Raw genomic sequence first — 18,458 nt, forward strand, 5'->3', positions numbered from 1 at the left:
GTCGGCAGTTTCAGCCGCCGACGCTTCCTGGTCTGCCGTGGGATCAGCCGCCGATGCCGTGCGGCTTGATCCAGCCCATGTAGATGCACACGATCACCACGACGATCAACGCCACCGACACTCCGATGCGGCGGGTCAGTGCATTGACCGTGCGCTTGGTCTGGCCGCGGTCCACCAGCAGGTAATACAGGCCGGCGCCCAGATTCCAGACGATGACGATCAGAAACGCGATTACCAGCAGGGTCTTCAGCGAATCACTCATGCGCGGCTCGAGGGCAGGGTGGATGTCCCTATCTGACCGCGTTTGCACGGACTTGTCATGATGCGCCAGCACACGCGCCTGATCGGATGGCTGATGGCGGTGCTGGCAATGGCCGGATTCACCGCGCTGGGCCTGTGGCAGCTGCAGCGGATGCACGCCAAACAGGCGTTGCTGGATGCACAGGGCCCGGCCGTGGCGCAGGCGATGCCGTTGGCGCAGGCGCTGGCGGCGCAGGGCGCGCTGCATGGCGTGGCCGATCACGGTCGCTTTCTGCCCGGCGTGGTGCTGCTGGACAACCAGACCCGCCACGGCCGCGCCGGAGTGAAGATCTATCGTCCGTTCCGCAGCGATGCGGGCAGCGTGTTGCTGGTGGACCTGGGCTGGCGCGCGCTGCCGCCCGACCGTACGTTGCCGGTGGTCCCGGCACCGCCGTCGCCGGTGGACGTGCGTGGCCTGTTGGCGCCGCCACCCTCGGCCGGGCTGGCGCTGGGGCCGGCGTTCACCCCCACCGATGTTGCCGGGCGCTGGCTGGCCAGCCGCCTTCCCGCCGATGGCCTGGCCGCGGCGCTGGGCCTGCCGTCGTTGCCCGAGCGCGTGCTGCGGCTGGACCCGGCATTGCCGTTCGGTGATGAGCGCGATCTCGACCTGCTGCCGAACACGCTGCCGCCACAGCGCCACCTGGGTTATGCCGTGCAGTGGTTCGGGCTGGCGCTGACTGTGCTGGTGGTGGCGCTGGTACTGGAATGGCGCAGGCGGCGGCCCGTTGCCCGGTAGTACCGGCCGCTGGCCGGCATCCCTTTCCCAACCATGAGAAAATGCCCCGCATGAACACTGCTACCTCCCCGCAGGCGCGCGGCAATGGCCGCCGGACCCTGGTGCTGCTGTTCGCCGTTTTCTTCGGGGCGATGGCGCTGGCCGCCATCCTGCGTTTCTCCGGCTGGCAGCCGACCGCGCATCGCAACAGCGGGCAGTTGCTGAAGCCGCCGGTGGATCTGCGCCAGCAGCCACCGACGCTGGCCAATGGCGCGGCCTACCCCTGGAACCCCGACGCGCGCACCTGGCGCCTGCTGGTGGCACCGGCCGGTGCCTGCGACGCGCAGTGCGTCACTTTGTCGCAGGGACTGGGCAAGGTGTGGCAGCTGTTCGGCCATAACGCCGATAATGTCGAAATCCTGTGGCTGGGAACGCCACCGGCGTCGATCGCCTCGCTGCCCGCGCTGCGGCCGCTGGCCCCGTCGCCAGCCCTGCGCGCGGCGCTGCCCGGCGTCGATGATCCGGCGGGTCTGCCGGTCTACGTGATCGATCCGAACGGCTTCGTGATCATGCGTCATGCCCCCGGGAGCGATCTCGGCGGCCTGCGCAAGGACATGGCCACGTTGCTGAAACTGAAGTGAGTCCCGTTTGATGAGCCTTTCCGCGCGTCCGGCGCTGCACCGCAATTTCCACCGCCTGGCGTGGTTCGCCATGATCATGACCGCGAGCACGATCATGTTCGGGGCCTTCGTGCGCCTGTCCGATGCCGGCCTGAGCTGCCCGGACTGGCCGACCTGCTATGGGCAGGCGACCTGGCCGCAGCACGTGGAAGAGACCATCGGGCATCCGGCGGCGGAGATCCGTCCGCTGGAAACACACAAGGCCTGGCGTGAGCAGGTGCACCGCTTCCTGGCGGGTGCGCTCGGCATCGAGATCCTGACCCTGGCACTGTTGGCCACGCGCAAGCGGCGATTCGGCAGCACGGCCGTGGTCACCGCCTGCGTGCTGGTGGCTGCGGGCATACCGCTGTACATGATGGGCTGGCATGGAACCGCCAGCGCGCTGGCACTGATCGGCGAGGCCATCCTGCTGATCGCCGCACTGCGCTGGAGCAACATCGACCTGGCGCGCGCTGCGCTGCTGACCCTGGCGGTGGTGATCTTCCAGGCCCTGCTGGGCATGTGGACGGTGACCCTGCTGCTCAAACCGATCGTGGTGATGGGCCATCTGCTGGGCGGCATGCTGATGTTCGGCCTGCTGGTGTGGATCGCCTGGCGTGCAACGCACATGCCGATCACGCTGGCCGAGGCGCCGAAGCTGAAGTGGCTGCTGCGCATCGGTGTGGCGGTGCTGGTCACCCAGATCGCGCTCGGCGGCTGGGTCAGCGCCAACTACGCGGCACTGGCGTGCGGCGGTGGCAGCGCCTCGCTGGACAACTTCCCGCGTTGCGCCAACCAGTGGTGGCCGCAGCACAACTTCGCCGAGGGCTTCACCCTGTGGCGTGGCATTGGCGTGGACTACGAAGGCGGCGTGCTCGACGGTGCCTCGCGCATCGCCATCCAGATGGCCCACCGCCTGTTCGCGATTGTCGTTGCCGTTTACCTGCTGTGGCTGGGCCTGCGCCTGTTCCGGCTGCCGAGCATGCGTGGCTGGGCCTCGGCCCTGGTCGCGCTGCTGGTGCTGCAGGTCACCCTCGGCATCCTCAATGTGAAGCTTGCACTGCCGCTGGAAGTGGCAGTGGCGCACAACGGCGTTGCCGTTGCCCTGTTGTTCGTATTGGTCAGCCTGCTGGCCCGCCTGCGTGCCCCGGACTGATCCCATGTTTTCCAACTATCGCCAGTACTGGGACCTGACCAAGCCCAAGGTCGTCGCCCTCATCGTCTTCACCGCCCTGGTCGGCATGGTCCTGGCCATTCCCGGCGTGCCCAGCTGGGAGCAGGTGCGTGCCGGCCTGCTCGGCTTCCTCGGCATCTGGCTTGCCGCCTCGGCCGCTGCAGCCATCAACCAGCTGCTGGATGCGCATATCGATGCGCAGATGGCGCGCACCTCGTGGCGACCGCTGGTGGTGGGCAAGGTCAAGCCATGGCAGGTGCTGGTATTTGCCGGCGTGCTGATCGTGCTGTCGATGGCGATCCTGGTGCTGTGGGTGAACTGGATCACCGCGGTGCTGACCTTCGCTTCGCTGATCGGCTATGCGGTGATCTACACCGTCTACCTGAAGCGTGCGACCTCGCAGAACATCGTCATCGGTGGTCTGGCCGGCGCGATGCCGCCGATGCTGGGCTGGGCGGCGGTGACCGGCATGCAGGGCTCGTCGGACTGGGCGTACTCGTCGCTGCTGGTGCTGATCATCTTCATCTGGACGCCGCCGCACTTCTGGGCACTGGCGATCTTCCGTCGCGAGGACTACGCCAAGGCGGAAATCCCGATGCTGCCAGTCACCCATGGCGTGGTGCATACGCGCAAGCAGATCATGGCGTACTCGGTGGTGCTGGCACTGGTCTGCCTGCTGCCTTATCTGGTCGGCATGAGCGGCGCGTTCTACCTGGGCGGTGCGATCGTGCTCAACGCCGTGTTCCTCTGGTACGCCTGGCGCATGCTGAACCCGCCGGATGAGCTGTTCTCGATGAAGATGTTCAGCTACTCCATCGTCTACCTGATGGCGCTGTTCGCCTTCCTGCTGGTGGACCACTGGATTCTGCCCTGGTTGTGATGGGCTGATGTTCGGGGGCAGATCCCCGAAGGGGCTGTGACCCCGCCTGATCCAAGGCGCCAGTCCCATGTAGAGCCGAGCCCATGCTCGGCTGAGGGTGTATTGGAAGAGCAGCCGAGCGTGGGCTCGGCTCTACACTTGATCTCTTCCAGCCGCGTCGCCATTGCTGTTCCTGACCCCAAGGAAAGGAAGGAGCAGGGATGCATTCGATCTTCCGCTGGACCGCCACCCTGCTGCTGGCGCTGGGCATGGTGATGAGCGCGCGCGCCGACGACGCTGCCATGCAGATCCGCCAGCATGCCGGAGACCACCGCGTGCTGGTGCTGGGCGAATTCCACGGTACCCGCGAGACACCGCTGCTGGTGCGCCGACTGGTGGACGACTACAGCCGTAACGGCCCGGTGGTGCTGGCTTTGGAGCTGCCGCGTGGTGAGAACACCACACTGCGTGACTATCTGGATTCCGATGGCGGGGCGGTGGCACGCCAACACCTGCGAGGCCGTGCGTTCTGGACCGTGCGCGATGATCAGCACGATGGCCGCCGCAGTCGCGACATGCTGGCGCTGATCGAAGGCATGCGCGCGCTGAAGGCGCAGGGGCGCACCATCGAGGTGGTCGGCTATGACGTCAACAACAGTGATGGCGGCAGCCAAGCGCGCGATGATCGCATGGCCGCAGAGCTGCGGCGCCTGTACCGGCGCCTGCCGGATGACGCCCGGATGGTCGTCCTGACTGGCAATGTCCACGCCATGCTGCAGCGGCCGGCCGATGCGCCACCGGAAATGCAGACGCAACCGATGGCATCGGCGCTGCGCGACCTGGACATTTACAGCGTGCGGCTGGAAGCCCTGCGCGGCCACTTCTGGGGGTGCATGGATCGTTGCAAGGCGTTGGCTCTGCTCGAGCGATCTGCGCGTGCACCGGAGGTCGATACCGATGCCGGGCGGCAGTACGACCTGTGGGTGTGGATGCCTCAGCTGAGCGTCGGCACCCTGGCAGAACCGTGAGTTCACGCAGGGCCACTCATCAGCCGAGCATGGGCTCGGCTCTACAGTAGATCCACGCCATGCGTGGAGGATTTCCCACAGCAGCCCGCGCGTTCAGTGGATCCACGCCATGCGTGGATGATTTGCCGGTCGGGTCAGGGCGCGCGCTTGGCGTAGCGCTGGGCGATCACGCCGCAGACGATCAGCTGGATCTGGTGGTAGATCATCACCGGCAGCACGATCGCGCCGAGGCTGCCGCCAGCGAACAGCACCTTGGCGATCGGCACGCCGGTGGCCAGGCTCTTCTTCGAGCCGCAGAACACGATGGCGATCTCGTCTTCGCGGTTGAAGCGCAGGCGGCGGGCGATGAAGGTGATCAGCGGCATGGCGATGCCGAGAAGTACTGCCGCCACCACAGCCACCGCGAACAGCGAGAGCAGGGGTGTCTTGCTCCACAGCCCCTCAGTGACCGCTTCACCGAACGCGGAGTACACCACCAGCAGGATGGTGGCCTGATCGGTGTAGCGCAGCAGCGCGCGCTGCTTCTCCACCCAGCCGGCGATCCATGGGCGCAGCAGGTGGCCGGCCACGAACGGCACCAGCAGCTGCAGCATGATGCCGCCGATGGCATGCAGCGGGTCGTGCACGCCGCCGGAAGTACCGGCCAGCGCGGTCAGCAGCAGGGGCGTCAGGAACACACCGAGGATGCTCGACAACGAGGCACTGCACACGGCCGCCGGCACGTTGCCGCGCGCCATCGAGGTGAACGCGATGGACGACTGCACGGTGGACGGCAGGGTGCACAGGAACAGCACGCCCAGGTACAGCTCGGGCGTCAGCAGCCAGCCCGACAGCGGCTTGAACAACAGCCCCAGCAGCGGGAACAGGATGAAGGTGCAGGCGAGGATCGTCAGGTGCAGGCGCCAGTGCAGCATGCCGCCGATGATCGACTCGCGCGGCAGGCGCGCGCCGTGCAGGAAGAACAGCGCGGCGATGGCGACGGTGGTGACATCATCGAGCACCAGGGCGGCAGCGCCCTTCATCGGCAGCAGCGAGGCCAAGCCGACGGTGCACAGCAGGGCGAGGGTGAAGTTGTCCGGTCGCAGGCGCGACCACCAGCGGGTCATGGTGGATAGGCTCCTTGGTGCGGGGGGATTACCCCGGAAATCAGGGGGTGGGAGAAGGGATCGCCAGGCGCTCGCGGGTGGCCGCTTCCAGCGACTTCAGGCCGGCACGCTGGCCCAGTTGCAGGGCCTGTTCCGGGCTGGCGTGTTCGTAGCGCGCGTTGAGCAGGCCGAGCACGGCACCGGCGCGGTTGCCGGAGGCGCAGTGCAGCAGCACCGGCCCCTGGCTCTGTTGCAGGGCCTGGTGCACGGCGCGCACGTTGGCGGCATCCAGGCCCTCGGCACCGGCCACCGGAATGCGTACATAGCGCAGGCCCAGCGCTTCGGCCTCGCGCGTTTCATCGAAGCCGCGATCTTCATCGGGTTGGCGCAGGTCGATCACCGTGCGCACGCCCTGTGCCGCCAGTTCGCGCAGTTGCGCGGCCGAGGGCTGGCCGCCGGCGTAGAGGCCGGGGCGGACTTCAGCAAGGGCGGGGTCCGCAGCCCAGGCCGGCAGAACCGGGCAGAGCGACAACAACAGCAGGCAGGTCAGGCGCAGCAGCATGGTCTCTCCGGGGCTGTGTTCTGCCGCTACAGGCGCAGATTGGCGCGGGCCTTGAGCAGCTCGCGCATCTCGTACTTGTCAGTATCGTCCAGACCCTGTTGTCGCTGCTTGGCGTTAAGGTCGTCGATCCGCTGGAACAGCAGCTGCTTCTCCAGCTGCCCGACCGCGTCATGCAGTTCCACCGTCCACATCGCTTCATCGCCCGCCAGCGTCTGCGCGGCCAGGGTGTGCAGCGAGGCCTGTTCCTCGCGGCCGTCGAAATGCTCCAGCAAGGCGCCGGTACTGATGTCCGGGCGTTGTTCGACCAGCCCCAGCAGTTCCAGCAGCAGCTCCACCCCCGGCAGGCGCAGGCCCTGGAAGTGGTGCTTGCCGCCCAGGGTCAGGGCCAGCGAGGGCTGCTGCAGCAGCACGGCGATCGCGCCGCGCACCAGGCTGCGCTTGGCCGCGGGTTGGATCGTGCGCGGCGCGGCGCGTTGAGGCATCTGCGGACGGCCCGCCTGCGCGTTGCCGCCCAGGCCGGTCAGCTGTCCCAGCTGCTGTTTCATCAGGTCGCCGAACGCGCCGTCGGGAATCTGCGCGAGCATCGGCTTGGCGCGCTCGGCCAGCCGTGCCTTGCCGTCCAGCGTGCCCAGGTTGATTTCGCGGGTCAGCTCGTCGAAGAAGAACTGCGACAGCGGCGTGGCCTGCTTCAGGCGCTCGTTGAAAGCCTCAGCGCCCTCCTTGCGCACGATGCTGTCCGGGTCTTCGCCATCGGGCAGGAACAGGAAGAAGGCCTGGCGGCCGTCCTTCATGCGTGGCAGCACCGATTCCAGCGCTTTCCAGCCGGCGCGGCGGCCGGCGGCGTCGCCGTCGAAGCAGAAGAACACGTCCGGCGCGTTGCGGAACAGCAGCTCTGCATGGTCCGGCGTGGTTGCCGTGCCCAGCGTCGCCACCGCCTGGGTGACGCCGAACTGGAACAGCGAGACCACGTCCATGTAGCCCTCGACCACGATCAGGCGCTCGATCTTCTGGTTGGCCTGGCGCACCTGCCACAGGCCGTACAGTTCGCGGCCCTTGTGGAAGAGCGCGGTCTCGGGCGAGTTGAGGTATTTGGGGCCGTCGTCCTTCTCGAACACGCGCCCGCCGAAGGCGATCACCCGGCCACGGCGGTCGAAGATCGGGAACATCACCCGGTCGCGGAATTTGTCGTAGACGTGGCCGCGGTCGTTCTTGGAGAACAGGCCGGCGCGGTCGAGCAGCTTCATGCGCCGCTCGTCCTTGCCCAGCGCATCGCGCAGGCCGCTGTAACCATCCGGCGCATAGCCGATCTGGAAGCGCGCGCGGTTCTCTTCGTCCACGCCGCGACCATCGAGGTAACTGCGCGCTTTCTCGCTGCCTTCCAGGTTCTTCTGGAAGAACTTGGTAGCGGCGTCCAGCGCGGAGTACAGCTCGCGGCTGTCATCCTGCTGCTGGGCACTGCGCGGGTTCTCGCTGCGCGGCACTTCCATGCCGGCGCGCTTGGCCAGTTCGTCCACCGCGTCGAGGAACTCGAGGCGGTCGTAGTTCATCAGGAAGCTGATTGCGGTGCCGTGCGCGCCGCAGCCGAAGCAGTGGTAGAACTGCTTGGTCGGCGAGACCGTGAACGAGGCCGAGCGTTCGTCATGGAACGGGCAGCGTGCGGCGTACTCCTTGCCCTGGCGCTTCAGCGGCACGCGGCTGCCCACCACCTCGACAATGTCGGAGCGGGCCAGCAGGTCGTCGATGAAAGCGTCGGGGATACGGGCCATGGGCAACAGGACGGGGCGCGGCCGCCAGGGCGCGCTGCGGGGGCGGCAAGTCCCCTAGTTTACTCGCTGGCGGTGGCCGGGCCGGTTTCCTGCGGGGCCACATCGGCGCTGGCCAGGCGCGCACGTGCGTACTGGCGTTCGTCGATCACCGCGGTCATCAACGCACCGACGAAGAACACGGCAGTGGCGTAGTAGATCCAGACCAGCGAAATCACCAGGGCACCCATCGAGCCGTAGGCGCTGCCGGGGGCAACCGTGCTGATGTAGACGCCGATGCCATAGCGGCCGAGGGTGAACAGCAACGAGGTGATGGCGCCGCCGATGAACGCCTGGCGCCAGGCCACGCGCCGGTCCGGCAGGTAGTGATAGAGGAAGGCGAAGGCCAGCGTGTACAGCAGCAGTGATGTCAGGTAGCCGATCGCGGGCAGCACTGAGGGCAGCTGCGCGAACACCACCTGCAGCGCGGTGGTGGCGGTCATCGACAGGATCAGCAGGAAGCCCAGTGCCAGCACCACGCCGAACGAGAACACGCGCTTGCGCAGCCAGGCCTTGATCCCGTCCAGACGCTGCCCGCTGGTATGGAAGATCCGGTTCAGCGCGTTCTGCAGCTGCGCGAACACGGCGGTTGCGCCGACGAACAACAGCAACGTGCTCCAGACCCCGGCCAGTGAGCCGACGCTGGGCTGGCTGTTGGCGTTGTGCAGCACGGTGTCGGCCACGCTGGCCACGCTGCTGCCGGCCACCGAGCCGATCTGTCCGATCAGTGCCTGCTGCGCCGGCGGATATAACGAGGCGGTCAGCCACAGCAGCAGCACCAGCAGCGGAGCCATCGACAGCAGGGCATAGAAGGAGACCGAAGCGGCCTGGGTCAGCACGTCGATTTCGACGAAGCGCTTGGCCACCGCCATCGGGAAGCTGTCCTGCAGGCGATCGGCGTAGTGGCGAAGCCGTGCGGGGATGCCGTGGGGACGCGTGTCGGTGGGGGCGTTGGATTGCTCGACCATGGGGATGTTGTAGCAGCCGGGGGTCGAAGGGGCGGTGAAACGGGTGCGTCAATGGGGTCAGAGCCCTTCCGCGATGCGGAAGGGATCCGACCCTGGATGCTGGCTTACGCCAGCTGCTGCTTGACCAGCTTGGACACCAGGCCCATGTCGGCCTGGCCGGCGAGCTTGGGCTTCAGCGCGCCCATCAGCTTGCCCATGTCGGCCGCGCTGCTGGCGCCGGTCTCGGCGATGGCCGCCTGGATCGCCGCGACGATCTCGGCTTCGCCCATCTTGGCCGGCAGGTAGGCTTCGATCACCACGATCTCGGCGCGCTCGATTTCCGCCAGGTCTTCGCGGTTGGCCGCTTCAAACTGGCTGACCGAGTCCTTGCGCTGCTTGACCATCTTGTCGAGCACGGCGATCACGGCGGTGTCGTCGAGCTCGATGCGCTCGTCGACTTCCTTCTGCTTGATGGCCGCGTTGATCAGGCGGATGACGCCCAGCTTGTGCTTCTCGCCGCCCTTCATGGCGGCCTTCATGTCTTCGGTGAGCTGCTGCTTCATGCTCATGGCGAACCTCGTGGTGGTGGTGGGGCAGGGCGGACGCCCAGGCCCGGAAACGCAAAAAGCCGGCGACGCTCGCGCGTGCCGGCTTCGACTCCATCGCGGCAGGGAATGCCCACCGCAATGAAGATGCGTCCGATCAGTACAGGCGCTGACGCTTGGTGACGTCGCGCGAGGAACGGCGCAGCTGACGCTTCACAGCAGCGGCGGCCTTGCGCTTACGCTCCTGGGTCGGCTTTTCGTAGAACTCGCGCTTGCGGGTTTCGGCCAGCACACCGGCCTTTTCGCAAGTGCGCTTGAAGCGGCGAAGAGCAAACTCAAAGGGTTCGTTCTCGCGGACTTTGACGCTGGGCATGGAATCTCCGGGACACAGTAGAACCGGGTCACGCCCGGCGAGCCGCACATTATAGTGGCGAATAAACAAACTGCAAGCCACAAATCCTGAATAGGGGCAAGTTGTTGGATTGCAGTGAGACCTGCCAGTTCCCCCGAGGGGCTGGCAGGGGCGTCATAATAGCAGGCATGCGAGTCCTTGGCATCGAATCTTCCTGTGATGAGACCGGCGTGGCGGTGTATGACACCGACCTGTCCGGCAGCGCGGCCCTGCGCGCCCATGCGGTCTACAGCCAGATCGCCCTGCACGCCGAGTACGGCGGTGTGGTGCCCGAGCTGGCCAGCCGTGACCACGTGCGCAAGCTGCTGCCGCTGGTGCGGCAGACGCTGGCCGAAGCCGGCCTCGGCGTGAACGACATCGACGGGGTGGCCTATACCGCCGGCCCCGGCCTGGTCGGGGCGCTGCTGGTGGGCGCCGGCGTGGCCCGGTCGCTGGCCTGGGCACTGGAGGTCCCCGCCGTGGGCGTGCACCACATGGAAGGCCATCTGCTGGCGCCGCTGATGGAAGACGACCCGCCGCAGGCGCCGTTCGTGGCCCTGCTGGTGTCCGGCGGCCATACCCAGCTGGTGGCCGTCGATGCCATCGGCCAGTACCGCCTGCTGGGCGAAACCCTGGACGACGCGGCCGGTGAAGCCTTCGACAAGACCGCCAAGATGATGGGCCTGCCGTACCCGGGCGGTCCGCAGCTGGCCAAGCTGGCCGAGCAGGGCACGCCGGGCGTCTACCGCTTTACGCGGCCGATGACCGATCGCCCGGGCCTGGATTTCAGTTTCTCCGGCCTGAAGACCCAGGTCCTGATGGCCTGGCGCGACAGCGACCAGAGCGAGCAGACCCGCGCCGACATCGCCCGTGGTTTTGAAGACGCCGTGGTCGAGACCCTGTCCATCAAGTGCGAGCGCGCGCTGGAAGCGGCGGGCACCAACGTGATCGTGGTGGCCGGCGGCGTCGGCGCCAACAAGCGCCTGCGCGCCCGCCTGCAGCAGATGGCCGAGCGCCTCGGCGGACGGGCCTGTTTCCCGCGGCCGGCGCTGTGCACCGACAACGGCGCGATGATTGCCTTCGCTGGCGCATTGCGTCTGCAGGCCGGCCAGCACAGTCCGCCGAAGGTGGAAGTGACCCCGCGCTGGGACATGGCAACCCTGCCGGCGGTCTGAGCCGGACCTGTTCCTGTTATGCCGGCCGCTGGCCGGCAACGTCATCGACGTTTGCCAAGAAGTGGCGAGGCCGCCAGCACCGTCGTCGCCCGTTCATGGCGCTGCAGCCAACCCAGGGTGTGCGGGCAACGGGCGTGGATCAGGCGCCCGATCGCGGCCAGGTCGGCACCGATGTCACGTTCGAGGATGGGTTCGTGGTGGGCGATGCGGTTGCGCAGGTGGCGGATGCGTCCGATGTCAACGTGCATTGCTTTTCTGATGACACTGGGATGAGCCGAAGGCGCATGGCGCAGTACGCCGTTGAGTGCCGGAATCCACAGCGTGGAGTCGAAGCGACAGGTGAACAGCTGTTGCCAGAATACCATTGGCAGGTTGGCGACGATCTCGGATGTACTGGTCGCGCGACACGCTGCCTGTTCCAGCGCCGTCCTGGCAAATGCGGATGATGATGATGCCGGCAGCCTGCGTCGGAAGGCATCATTCCACGGCCATCGCGGACCATGCTGCCGCGCCAGTACCGATGCCGCTGCATTGCGGATGACCACTTCGCAGAGGTGGACGGGCATCATCAACGCACCGCACATCCGCATGTTCCAGAGGTACAGGGATTCGGCAGTAACGTCACGGCTGCAGGTCGATGCGATTCTCTCGTAGGTCGACAGACGCTCCGCTGACAGAGCGCGTCTCAATGCATCGTATGCAGCCATCGTGATGTGCGCTGGTGTGGGGAAGACCGATGTTGGCCAAGGATGCAGTCGGCCACCATCAGGGAATGCCTTTGTGTACGTGGCCGATTTCCCGCGTTCAAGCTGAGGACAAGACGTTGGTCTGCGTTGTCGCACATGGCCTTGACCCGCAGTTTGTTTCCTGCCTACTCTGATCACCTGCGCCACCGGGACTCGCGGCTTGAGAAAGCTCCCCCCGGGGACAAACGGTAGTACCAAAGGGCCCCGCTAGCAGGGCCCTTTGTCTTTTCCAGCCCCTGTGAATGCCCGGCGGCCCATCGCCCGTTCCGGGCAGGCTCACCGCCGTCCCGTTACCATGACCGCCTGTTTTCCGGCTGGTAACCGCAATGGACAAGGTTTTCATCGAAGGGCTGACGATCGACGCCCTGATCGGCATCTACGACTGGGAGCGGCGGATCCGCCAGGACCTGGTGTTCGATCTGGAGATGGGCTTCGACAACCGTCGTCCGGCGGCCAGCGATGACATTGCCCATACCCTGAACTACAAGGCAGTCAGCAAGCGTCTGGAGCAGTTCGTGCGCGAATCGGAGTTCGGCCTGGTGGAAACGCTCGCCGAGCGCTGCGCGCAGATCGTGCTGGACGAGTTCGACGTGAAGTGGCTGCGCCTGAAGCTGAGCAAGCCCGGTGCGGTGCGCGGCGCGCGCGCGGTCGGCGTGATCATCGAACGCTCGCGGGACTGACCCGTTACCGCCAGCCGCCGGCTGGCAACTCCCGGTACTGCCAGCCGCCGGCCGGCAACCTCGACAGCAATGAAGAAGGAGACAACCGATGGTGGACGCAGTGGTGGCGGTACAGTGGCTTGAACAGCTGCAGAACACACTGGAACCCTATCCTGGCGCCTACCTGGCGTTGATGATCTCGGCCCTGCTGATCGCAGCCGGCCTGGCCAACTGGTTGACCAAGCGCATCCTGGTGCGCGGCCTGCGACGCCTGCTCAACCGCCTGCCGGGCGCCGAGTCCGGGCGTGGCAGCCACCTGATGCGGGTCATCGCGCGCCTGTCCAACGTGGTGCCCAGCCAGGTGATCGCCTCGGGCATCACCCTCATTCCCGACCTGCCGCCAGGCCTGGTCAACGTCATCATCAAGCTGTGCATCGTGTGGGCCGTACTGACCGTGTCGATGGCGTTCTCGCATGCGCTGGATGCGGCCAACAGCCTGTACGAACGCAAGCCCGATGCACGCAACAAGCCGATCAAGGGCTACCTGCAGGTGGTCAAGATCGTGGTGTTCGTGGCCGCGGGCCTGTCCATCGTTGCCACCTTGCTGGGTGTCGCGCTGGGACCACTGGTCACCGGCCTGGGCGCGGCTACTGCAGTACTGATGCTGATCTTCCAGGACACCATCCTGTCACTGGTGGCCAGCGTACAGATCAGTGGCGATGGCCGCGTGCGCATCGGCGACTGGATCGAGATGCCCAGCCAGAACGCTGACGGCGATGTCATCGATATCGCCCTGCATACCGTCACCGTGCAGAACTTCGACAAGACCATCACCACCATCCCGACCAAGAAGCTGGTGACCGAGTCGTTCAAGAACTGGCGTGGCATGCAGGAAGCGGGGGGCCGCCGGATCAAGCGCGCGCTGTACCTGGACCAGCACAGCGTGCGCTTCATGGAAGAGGACGACCTGGCCTTCCTTGGCCAGTTCGCCCTGCTGGGCGACTACCTGCGCGGCAAGCAGCAGGAGCTGGGCCAGTGGAACGGGCGCCTGCGCGAGCAGGGCGTGGCCGAGGTCAACAGCCGCCGGGTGACCAACCTGGGCACGTTCCGGGCGTACGTGGAGCGCTACCTGGCCAGCCATCCGGGCATCCACACCGACATGACCCTGCTGGTGCGCCAGCTGCAGCCGACCACCGAAGGCCTGCCGCTGGAGCTGTACTGCTTCACCCGCAGCACCGCCTGGGGCGAGTACGAAGCGGTGCAGTCGGACATCTTCGACCACCTGCTGGCGATCCTGCCGGCCTTTGGCCTGCGGGTGTTCCAGGCGTCCAGTGACGCCATGTTGATGGCAGGGCAGCGCCAGTTGGCCGGCTCGGAGTAAGCTGCGATGCCCCCGGCCGGACCGTACGGATCCGGCTGGTGGCTGAAACTGAATGACGAAACCTCTCGCCAAATCGTCCGGGATCGCTAGAATGCCGGGCTTGTAAACGTTTTCATCAAGGACTGCCGGTGGCCTCCGATCGCATCGAATCCCTCATTGCCCAGATGACCGTCGAGGAAAAAGTCGGCCAGCTGGGTGTCTTCGCGGACATGGTCCGCCCGTTCGCCCCGGACGTGAACCCGGAAGCCAACGTGCGCAATGCCGATCAGGTGCTGCAGCAGGTGCGCGAGGGCAAGGTCGGCTCGCTGTTCAACGGTGTCGGCGCCGAGCTCGGCCGCCGCATCCAGCAGGTCGCCACCGAGGAGAGCCGGTTGGGCATCCCGGTGATCCTGGCTGCCGACGTCATCCATGGCATGCGCACGGTGTTCCCGATTCCGCTGGGCGAAGCGGCCAGCTTCGAGCCGGACCTGGCCGAGCGCACCGCGCGTGCCACTGCGGTTGAAGCCACCGCTGCCGGCCTGCACTGGACCTACGCACCGGCGGTGGACATCGCCCGCGACCAGCGCTGGGGCCGTGGTGCCGAAGGTGCCGGTGAGGACGTGGTACTGGGCTGTGCCTTCGCCGCTGCCCGCGTGCGTGGCTTCCAGGGCAGCGACCTGCGCGCCGCCGATTCGCTGCTGGCCACGCCCAAGCACTTCGCCGCCTACGGCGCGGTGATGGCCGGCATGGAATACAACATGGTCGACATCTCGCCGCAGACCCTGCGCGACGTGCACCTGCCGCCGTTCAAGGCGGCCTTCGACGCTGGCGCGATCACCGTGATGTCCTCGTTCAACGACATCAACGGCGTGCCGGCCAGCGCCAACGCCGAGCTGCTGACCGACATCCTGCGCGGTGAATGGAAGTTCCCGGGCGTAGTGATCTCCGACTACACCGCCGACATGGAACTGGTCGCGCACGGCTATGCCGCCGACGACCGCGATGCCACTGCCAAGGCGTTCACCGCCGGCCTCGACCTGAGCATGCAGAGCGGCTTCTACGCCGAGCACCTGCCGGGCCTGGTGGAGAGTGGCGAGGTGCCGATGAGCGTGCTGGATGAAGGCGTGCGCCGCATCCTGTGGCTGAAGGAAACCATCGGCCTGTTCGACGACCCGTACCGTTCGCTGGACCCGGCGCGCGAAGCCGATACCTCGCACATTGCCGCCCACGACGAACTGTCGCGTGATGCCGCGCGTCGTTCGATCGTGCTGCTGAACAACCGCGACAACGTGCTGCCGCTGCAGAAGAACGGGCAGAAGATCGCGCTGATCGGCCCGTTCGTGCAGGACCGCGACAACATCGAAGGCTGCTGGACGCTGTTCGGCGACAAGCAGCGTTACGTGGATCTGGAAACCGGCGTGCGCGCGGCCATCGGCGATGACGCGCTGCTGGAAGTGGTGCCGGGTTGCGAACTGGAAGCCGCCATTGCCGGTGGCACCGAAGCGGCCGTGGCCGCCGCGCTGCGTGCCGACGTGGTGGTACTGGCGCTGGGCGAGCCGCAGCGTTACAGCGGTGAGGCGCAGTCGCGCGTGGAGATCACCCTGCCGCCGGCACAGCAGGCGCTGGCCGAAGCAGTGGCGATGACCGGCAAACCGCTGGTGGTGCTGCTGCGCAATGGCCGCGCGCTGGCTCTGCAGGGCGCGGTGCGCAATGCGCATGCCGTGGCGATCACCTGGTACCTGGGCACGCAGACGGGCCATGCCGTGGCCGATGTGCTGTTCGGCGATTACAGCCCGTCCGGTCGCCTGCCGGTCAGCTTCCCGCAGGTGTCCGGCCAGCAGCCGTACTTCTACAACCACCCGCGTACCGGCCGCCCGGAACTGCCGACGATGTCGGAGTTCAAGGCACGCTGGCGCGAGATCCCGAACGAGCCGCTGTATCCGTTCGGCCACGGCATCGGCTACACCACCTTCGCCTACGGCGTGCCGCAGCTGAGCAGTGCGCGCGTCGGCTGGGACGACACCCTGACCCTGACCACCACGCTGACCAACACCGGCAGCGTGGCCGGTGAGGAAGTGGTGCAGCTGTACATCCACGACCGCGTGGCCAGCCGCGTGCGGCCGGTGCGCGAGCTGAAGGACTTCCGCAAGGTGGCCCTGCAGCCGGGCGAGTCGACCGAGGTGGTGTTCACCCTGACCCGCGAGCAGCTGGCATTCACCGGCCGCGACGGCGTGCTGCGTGCCGAGCCGGGTCTGTTCGACGTGTGGGTGTGTGCCTCGTCGATGGCCGGTGAGGCCGTGCAGTTCGAGCTGCTGAAGGCCTGATCGGTAGAGCATCCACGCATGGCGTGGATCTACTGGCAATGAGTAGCGTCGGGCCATGCCCGGCCTCCTCACCCATGGCAAACACGCCGGGCGCGGCCCGGCGCTACCATCGGACTTCCTGTGTCGATGGAGACCGCGCATGCGCACGATTGCTTTCCTGATCCCGGCCCTGCTGCTGGCGGCCTGTTCGCAGCCAGCATCGCCGCCCGAGCCCGCTGCCGACGCGCCACCGCCGATGACCGGTGCGACGCCGGCCGAGGCGGCCGCCAGCACCACGCCCGATGCCGTTGCGGCACCGCAGGCTGCGGCGGAACACGCGAAGGATGTGGCGGCGGCGCCGGCGGATGCTCCCAGCCCGGCCGAGCCCGCAGCAGACGACGCCCGCGCGCGCATCGAGACGCTGCTCGGCGATGCGGCGCAGTATGAAAGAGTATTCAATGCCTTCAAGACCGCCGTGGTCGCGGGCGACCGTCCTGCCGTGGTTGAGGAAGTGCGTTTCCCGCTGAACATCAGTGGCGGCAAGAAGATCACCGGACCCGGTGAATTCCAGCGCAACTACGAAAAGATCATCACCCCGGCGGTGGTCAAGGCCGTATCCGCGCAGGATTTCGGCACGGTGTTCGTCAACCAGCAGGGCGTGATGATCGGCGATGGCCAGGTGTGGTTGAACGGGCAGTGCCTGGACAAGGCCTGCACGCGCACGGAAGTGAAGGTCATCACCATCCAGTGAAAGCAGACGGCCCCGCATGCGGGGCCGTTGCAGTTCGGTAGTGCCGGCCGCTGGCCGGCAACCCGGCCAATCAGGCCTTCGGCGTGAGCTTCAGCAGCCGCGCCTTGCTGCCGTCTTCCAGCAGCCACAGCGCGCCGTCCGGGCCCTGTTCCACTTCACGGATGCGCTCGCCCATGTTGAAGCGCTCGGCTTCGCGTGCGTTGTCGCCATCGAAGCTGACGCGCACCAGGGAGGTGGACGACAGGCCACCGATGAAGGCGCTGCCCTTCCACTGCGGGAACAGGTTGCCGTTGTAGAACATCAGGCCGGCCGGGGAAATCACCGGGTTCCAGGTCACCTTCGGTGCGGCGAATTCCGGACGGGTGTCGTGGTCCGGAATCGGACGGCCATCGTAGTGGTCGCCGTTGGACACGATCGGGTAGCCATAGTTGGCACCGCGCACGATCAGGTTCAGCTCATCGCCGCCGGCCGGGCCCATTTCCTGTGCCCACAGCTTGCCATTGGCATCGAAGGCGATGCCCAGCACATTGCGGTGCCCCAGCGACCATACCTGCGCGGCCACGCCACCCTGCGAGGCGAACGGATTGTCGGCCGGCAGGCTGCCGTCGTCGTTGAGACGGATGATCTTGCCCAGGTTGCCGCTCATGTCCTGCGCCGGATCGAACTTCTGCCGTTCGCTGGAACTGATCCACAGCTTGCCGTCCGGGCCGAAGGCCAGGCGATGGCCGTAGTGGCCTTCGCCACTGACCTTCGGCGTCTGCCGCCAGATCACCTTCAGGTCTTTCAGCTGGCCGCCGCCGTTGGCGTCGAGGGCGAGGGTGGCACGGGCCACGGCCGCGCCGCGCGTATCCAGCGTGCCTTCCTCGGCATAGCTGACGTAGACCACATGGTTGCGGGCGAAATCCGGATGCAGGATCACATCACCGAAACCGCCCTGGCCGCCGTAGGCGACCTTGGGGACACCGGTGATCTCATGCTTCTGGCCACTGGCCAAGTCGAGGTGCTGCAGCTTGCCGCGCTTTTCGGTCACCAGCAGGCTGCCATCGGGCAGGAAGGTCATCGCCCACGGCTGGTCGAAACGGCTGACCTCGGTGGCGGTGAAGGGGCGTTGGTCGTTGGCGGTGGCGGCTGCCGGTGCCTTCTGACCTGTCGCATCAGGACCGGCGGCATTGCAGGCGGTGGTGGCGAGGATCGGCAGCAGGCCGAGTGCGAGCAGCAGGGGCGTGCGGGTCATGGGTATCTCCAGCGGAAGGGGATGCGGATGGCCAGGCTCTCCCTTGTATACCACCGGGCAGGTGACGGTCGTGGCCCGAAGGTCCTGCTACCCCCTGTGCGGCTTGGCGCGGATCGTCTAGGGTGTTCTCGCCCGGGCAAAGCATGCCCGCCTGTCTGCCAAG

Annotated in this window: 19 protein-coding genes; 10 read left to right on the forward strand and 9 right to left on the reverse strand. The window is 66.8% G+C overall.

Annotated features, from left to right (window positions below):
* Positions 1-43 precede the first annotated feature (43 nt).
* Positions 44-262, reverse strand: coding sequence for a twin transmembrane helix small protein (locus AC13GI_RS18960; RefSeq protein ID WP_099821339.1), 219 nt, complete (start codon positions 260-262; stop codon positions 44-46).
* Positions 263-319: 57 nt separating this feature from the next.
* Here AC13GI_RS18960 and AC13GI_RS18965 point away from each other — a divergent pair, with 57 nt between their 5' ends.
* The 5 genes from AC13GI_RS18965 (at position 320) to AC13GI_RS18985 (ending at position 4,735) form a co-directional block, all read left to right on the forward strand.
* Positions 320-1,036 carry an SURF1 family protein gene (locus AC13GI_RS18965; protein WP_482997036.1) on the forward strand — a complete coding sequence of 239 codons (717 nt, stop codon included), beginning with the start codon at positions 320-322 and terminating at the stop codon, positions 1,034-1,036.
* A gap of 50 nt (positions 1,037-1,086) precedes the next feature.
* A complete protein-coding gene (locus tag AC13GI_RS18970) occupies positions 1,087-1,656 on the forward strand; it encodes a hypothetical protein (RefSeq protein WP_089238227.1) in 570 nt (189 codons plus the stop codon).
* 10 nt (positions 1,657-1,666) lie between these two features.
* A complete protein-coding gene (locus AC13GI_RS18975) occupies positions 1,667-2,830 on the forward strand; it encodes a COX15/CtaA family protein (protein ID WP_099821341.1) in 1,164 nt (387 codons plus the stop codon).
* Positions 2,831-2,834: 4 nt separating this feature from the next.
* Positions 2,835-3,728: a heme o synthase gene (gene cyoE, locus AC13GI_RS18980; protein WP_099821342.1), complete on the forward strand. Its 894-nt coding sequence runs from the start codon at positions 2,835-2,837 to the stop codon at positions 3,726-3,728.
* Between the two features lie 200 nt (positions 3,729-3,928).
* Complete coding sequence (locus tag AC13GI_RS18985) at positions 3,929-4,735, forward strand: TraB/GumN family protein (RefSeq protein ID WP_099821343.1); 807 nt, start codon at positions 3,929-3,931, stop codon at positions 4,733-4,735.
* A 134-nt stretch (positions 4,736-4,869) separates the two neighbouring features.
* On the opposite strand, the gene AC13GI_RS18990 is transcribed toward AC13GI_RS18985, so the two are convergent.
* The 6 genes from AC13GI_RS18990 to rpsU all read right to left on the reverse strand — a co-directional run bounded on the left by AC13GI_RS18990 (position 4,870) and on the right by rpsU (position 10,049).
* Positions 4,870-5,841 (reverse strand): bile acid:sodium symporter family protein, encoded by a 972-nt coding sequence (locus AC13GI_RS18990; protein ID WP_099782541.1) that lies wholly within the window; start codon positions 5,839-5,841, stop codon positions 4,870-4,872.
* Between the two features lie 40 nt (positions 5,842-5,881).
* Positions 5,882-6,382: a protein tyrosine phosphatase family protein gene (locus tag AC13GI_RS18995; RefSeq protein WP_099821344.1), complete on the reverse strand. Its 501-nt coding sequence runs from the start codon at positions 6,380-6,382 to the stop codon at positions 5,882-5,884.
* A 26-nt stretch (positions 6,383-6,408) separates the two neighbouring features.
* On the reverse strand, positions 6,409-8,148 hold the full coding sequence (gene dnaG / locus AC13GI_RS19000; RefSeq protein WP_099821345.1) for a DNA primase: 1,740 nt from the start codon (positions 8,146-8,148) through the stop codon (positions 6,409-6,411).
* 59 nt (positions 8,149-8,207) lie between these two features.
* On the reverse strand, positions 8,208-9,152 hold the full coding sequence (locus AC13GI_RS19005) for a YihY/virulence factor BrkB family protein (protein WP_425507017.1): 945 nt from the start codon (positions 9,150-9,152) through the stop codon (positions 8,208-8,210).
* A 104-nt stretch (positions 9,153-9,256) separates the two neighbouring features.
* A complete protein-coding gene (locus tag AC13GI_RS19010; RefSeq protein WP_099821346.1) occupies positions 9,257-9,700 on the reverse strand; it encodes a GatB/YqeY domain-containing protein in 444 nt (147 codons plus the stop codon).
* A gap of 133 nt (positions 9,701-9,833) precedes the next feature.
* Complete coding sequence (rpsU, locus tag AC13GI_RS19015) at positions 9,834-10,049, reverse strand: 30S ribosomal protein S21 (RefSeq protein WP_002808376.1); 216 nt, start codon at positions 10,047-10,049, stop codon at positions 9,834-9,836.
* Between the two features lie 167 nt (positions 10,050-10,216).
* Between rpsU and tsaD the strand changes: the two genes are divergently transcribed.
* Entirely contained in the window at positions 10,217-11,242 is a 1,026-nt protein-coding gene (gene tsaD / locus AC13GI_RS19020) for a tRNA (adenosine(37)-N6)-threonylcarbamoyltransferase complex transferase subunit TsaD (protein ID WP_099821347.1), read from the forward strand.
* A 41-nt stretch (positions 11,243-11,283) separates the two neighbouring features.
* Here tsaD and AC13GI_RS19025 read toward each other — a convergent pair whose 3' ends face one another.
* Positions 11,284-11,949: a hypothetical protein gene (locus AC13GI_RS19025; protein WP_482997037.1), complete on the reverse strand. Its 666-nt coding sequence runs from the start codon at positions 11,947-11,949 to the stop codon at positions 11,284-11,286.
* Between the two features lie 365 nt (positions 11,950-12,314).
* On the opposite strand from AC13GI_RS19025, the gene folB reads away from it, so the two are divergent.
* The 4 genes from folB to AC13GI_RS19045 all read left to right on the forward strand — a co-directional run bounded on the left by folB (position 12,315) and on the right by AC13GI_RS19045 (position 17,061).
* Complete coding sequence (folB, locus tag AC13GI_RS19030) at positions 12,315-12,668, forward strand: dihydroneopterin aldolase (protein ID WP_025878255.1); 354 nt, start codon at positions 12,315-12,317, stop codon at positions 12,666-12,668.
* Positions 12,669-12,756: 88 nt separating this feature from the next.
* Positions 12,757-14,028, forward strand: coding sequence for a mechanosensitive ion channel family protein (locus AC13GI_RS19035; protein ID WP_482997038.1), 1,272 nt, complete (start codon positions 12,757-12,759; stop codon positions 14,026-14,028).
* Positions 14,029-14,156: 128 nt separating this feature from the next.
* Positions 14,157-16,331, forward strand: a complete 2,175-nt coding sequence (locus tag AC13GI_RS19040) for a glycoside hydrolase family 3 N-terminal domain-containing protein (RefSeq protein ID WP_482997039.1) — start codon at positions 14,157-14,159, stop codon at positions 16,329-16,331.
* 139 nt (positions 16,332-16,470) lie between these two features.
* Positions 16,471-17,061, forward strand: a complete 591-nt coding sequence (locus AC13GI_RS19045) for a hypothetical protein (RefSeq protein WP_482997040.1) — start codon at positions 16,471-16,473, stop codon at positions 17,059-17,061.
* Positions 17,062-17,131: 70 nt separating this feature from the next.
* On the opposite strand, the gene AC13GI_RS19050 is transcribed toward AC13GI_RS19045, so the two are convergent.
* Positions 17,132-18,295, reverse strand: coding sequence for a PQQ-dependent sugar dehydrogenase (locus AC13GI_RS19050; protein WP_482997041.1), 1,164 nt, complete (start codon positions 18,293-18,295; stop codon positions 17,132-17,134).
* Positions 18,296-18,458 lie beyond the last annotated feature (163 nt).

It is taken from the genome of Stenotrophomonas sp. 82F1 (assembly GCF_056861525.1).

What these genes read in the sequence shown, in the direction of transcription:
- AC13GI_RS18960 (WP_099821339.1), bottom strand. Translation starts at nt 262, where the DNA reads ATGAGTGATTCGCTGAAGACCCTGCTGGTAATCGCGTTTCTGATCGTC.
- AC13GI_RS18965 (WP_482997036.1), top strand. Translation starts at nt 320, where the DNA reads ATGATGCGCCAGCACACGCGCCTGATCGGATGGCTGATGGCGGTGCTG.
- AC13GI_RS18970 (WP_089238227.1), top strand. Translation starts at nt 1,087, where the DNA reads ATGAACACTGCTACCTCCCCGCAGGCGCGCGGCAATGGCCGCCGGACC.
- AC13GI_RS18975 (WP_099821341.1), top strand. Translation starts at nt 1,667, where the DNA reads ATGAGCCTTTCCGCGCGTCCGGCGCTGCACCGCAATTTCCACCGCCTG.
- cyoE (WP_099821342.1), top strand. Translation starts at nt 2,835, where the DNA reads ATGTTTTCCAACTATCGCCAGTACTGGGACCTGACCAAGCCCAAGGTC.
- AC13GI_RS18985 (WP_099821343.1), top strand. Translation starts at nt 3,929, where the DNA reads ATGCATTCGATCTTCCGCTGGACCGCCACCCTGCTGCTGGCGCTGGGC.
- AC13GI_RS18990 (WP_099782541.1), bottom strand. Translation starts at nt 5,841, where the DNA reads ATGACCCGCTGGTGGTCGCGCCTGCGACCGGACAACTTCACCCTCGCC.
- AC13GI_RS18995 (WP_099821344.1), bottom strand. Translation starts at nt 6,382, where the DNA reads ATGCTGCTGCGCCTGACCTGCCTGCTGTTGTTGTCGCTCTGCCCGGTT.
- dnaG (WP_099821345.1), bottom strand. Translation starts at nt 8,148, where the DNA reads ATGGCCCGTATCCCCGACGCTTTCATCGACGACCTGCTGGCCCGCTCC.
- AC13GI_RS19005 (WP_425507017.1), bottom strand. Translation starts at nt 9,152, where the DNA reads ATGGTCGAGCAATCCAACGCCCCCACCGACACGCGTCCCCACGGCATC.
- AC13GI_RS19010 (WP_099821346.1), bottom strand. Translation starts at nt 9,700, where the DNA reads ATGAGCATGAAGCAGCAGCTCACCGAAGACATGAAGGCCGCCATGAAG.
- rpsU (WP_002808376.1), bottom strand. Translation starts at nt 10,049, where the DNA reads ATGCCCAGCGTCAAAGTCCGCGAGAACGAACCCTTTGAGTTTGCTCTT.
- tsaD (WP_099821347.1), top strand. Translation starts at nt 10,217, where the DNA reads ATGCGAGTCCTTGGCATCGAATCTTCCTGTGATGAGACCGGCGTGGCG.
- AC13GI_RS19025 (WP_482997037.1), bottom strand. Translation starts at nt 11,949, where the DNA reads ATGGCTGCATACGATGCATTGAGACGCGCTCTGTCAGCGGAGCGTCTG.
- folB (WP_025878255.1), top strand. Translation starts at nt 12,315, where the DNA reads ATGGACAAGGTTTTCATCGAAGGGCTGACGATCGACGCCCTGATCGGC.
- AC13GI_RS19035 (WP_482997038.1), top strand. Translation starts at nt 12,757, where the DNA reads ATGGTGGACGCAGTGGTGGCGGTACAGTGGCTTGAACAGCTGCAGAAC.
- AC13GI_RS19045 (WP_482997040.1), top strand. Translation starts at nt 16,471, where the DNA reads ATGCGCACGATTGCTTTCCTGATCCCGGCCCTGCTGCTGGCGGCCTGT.
- AC13GI_RS19050 (WP_482997041.1), bottom strand. Translation starts at nt 18,295, where the DNA reads ATGACCCGCACGCCCCTGCTGCTCGCACTCGGCCTGCTGCCGATCCTC.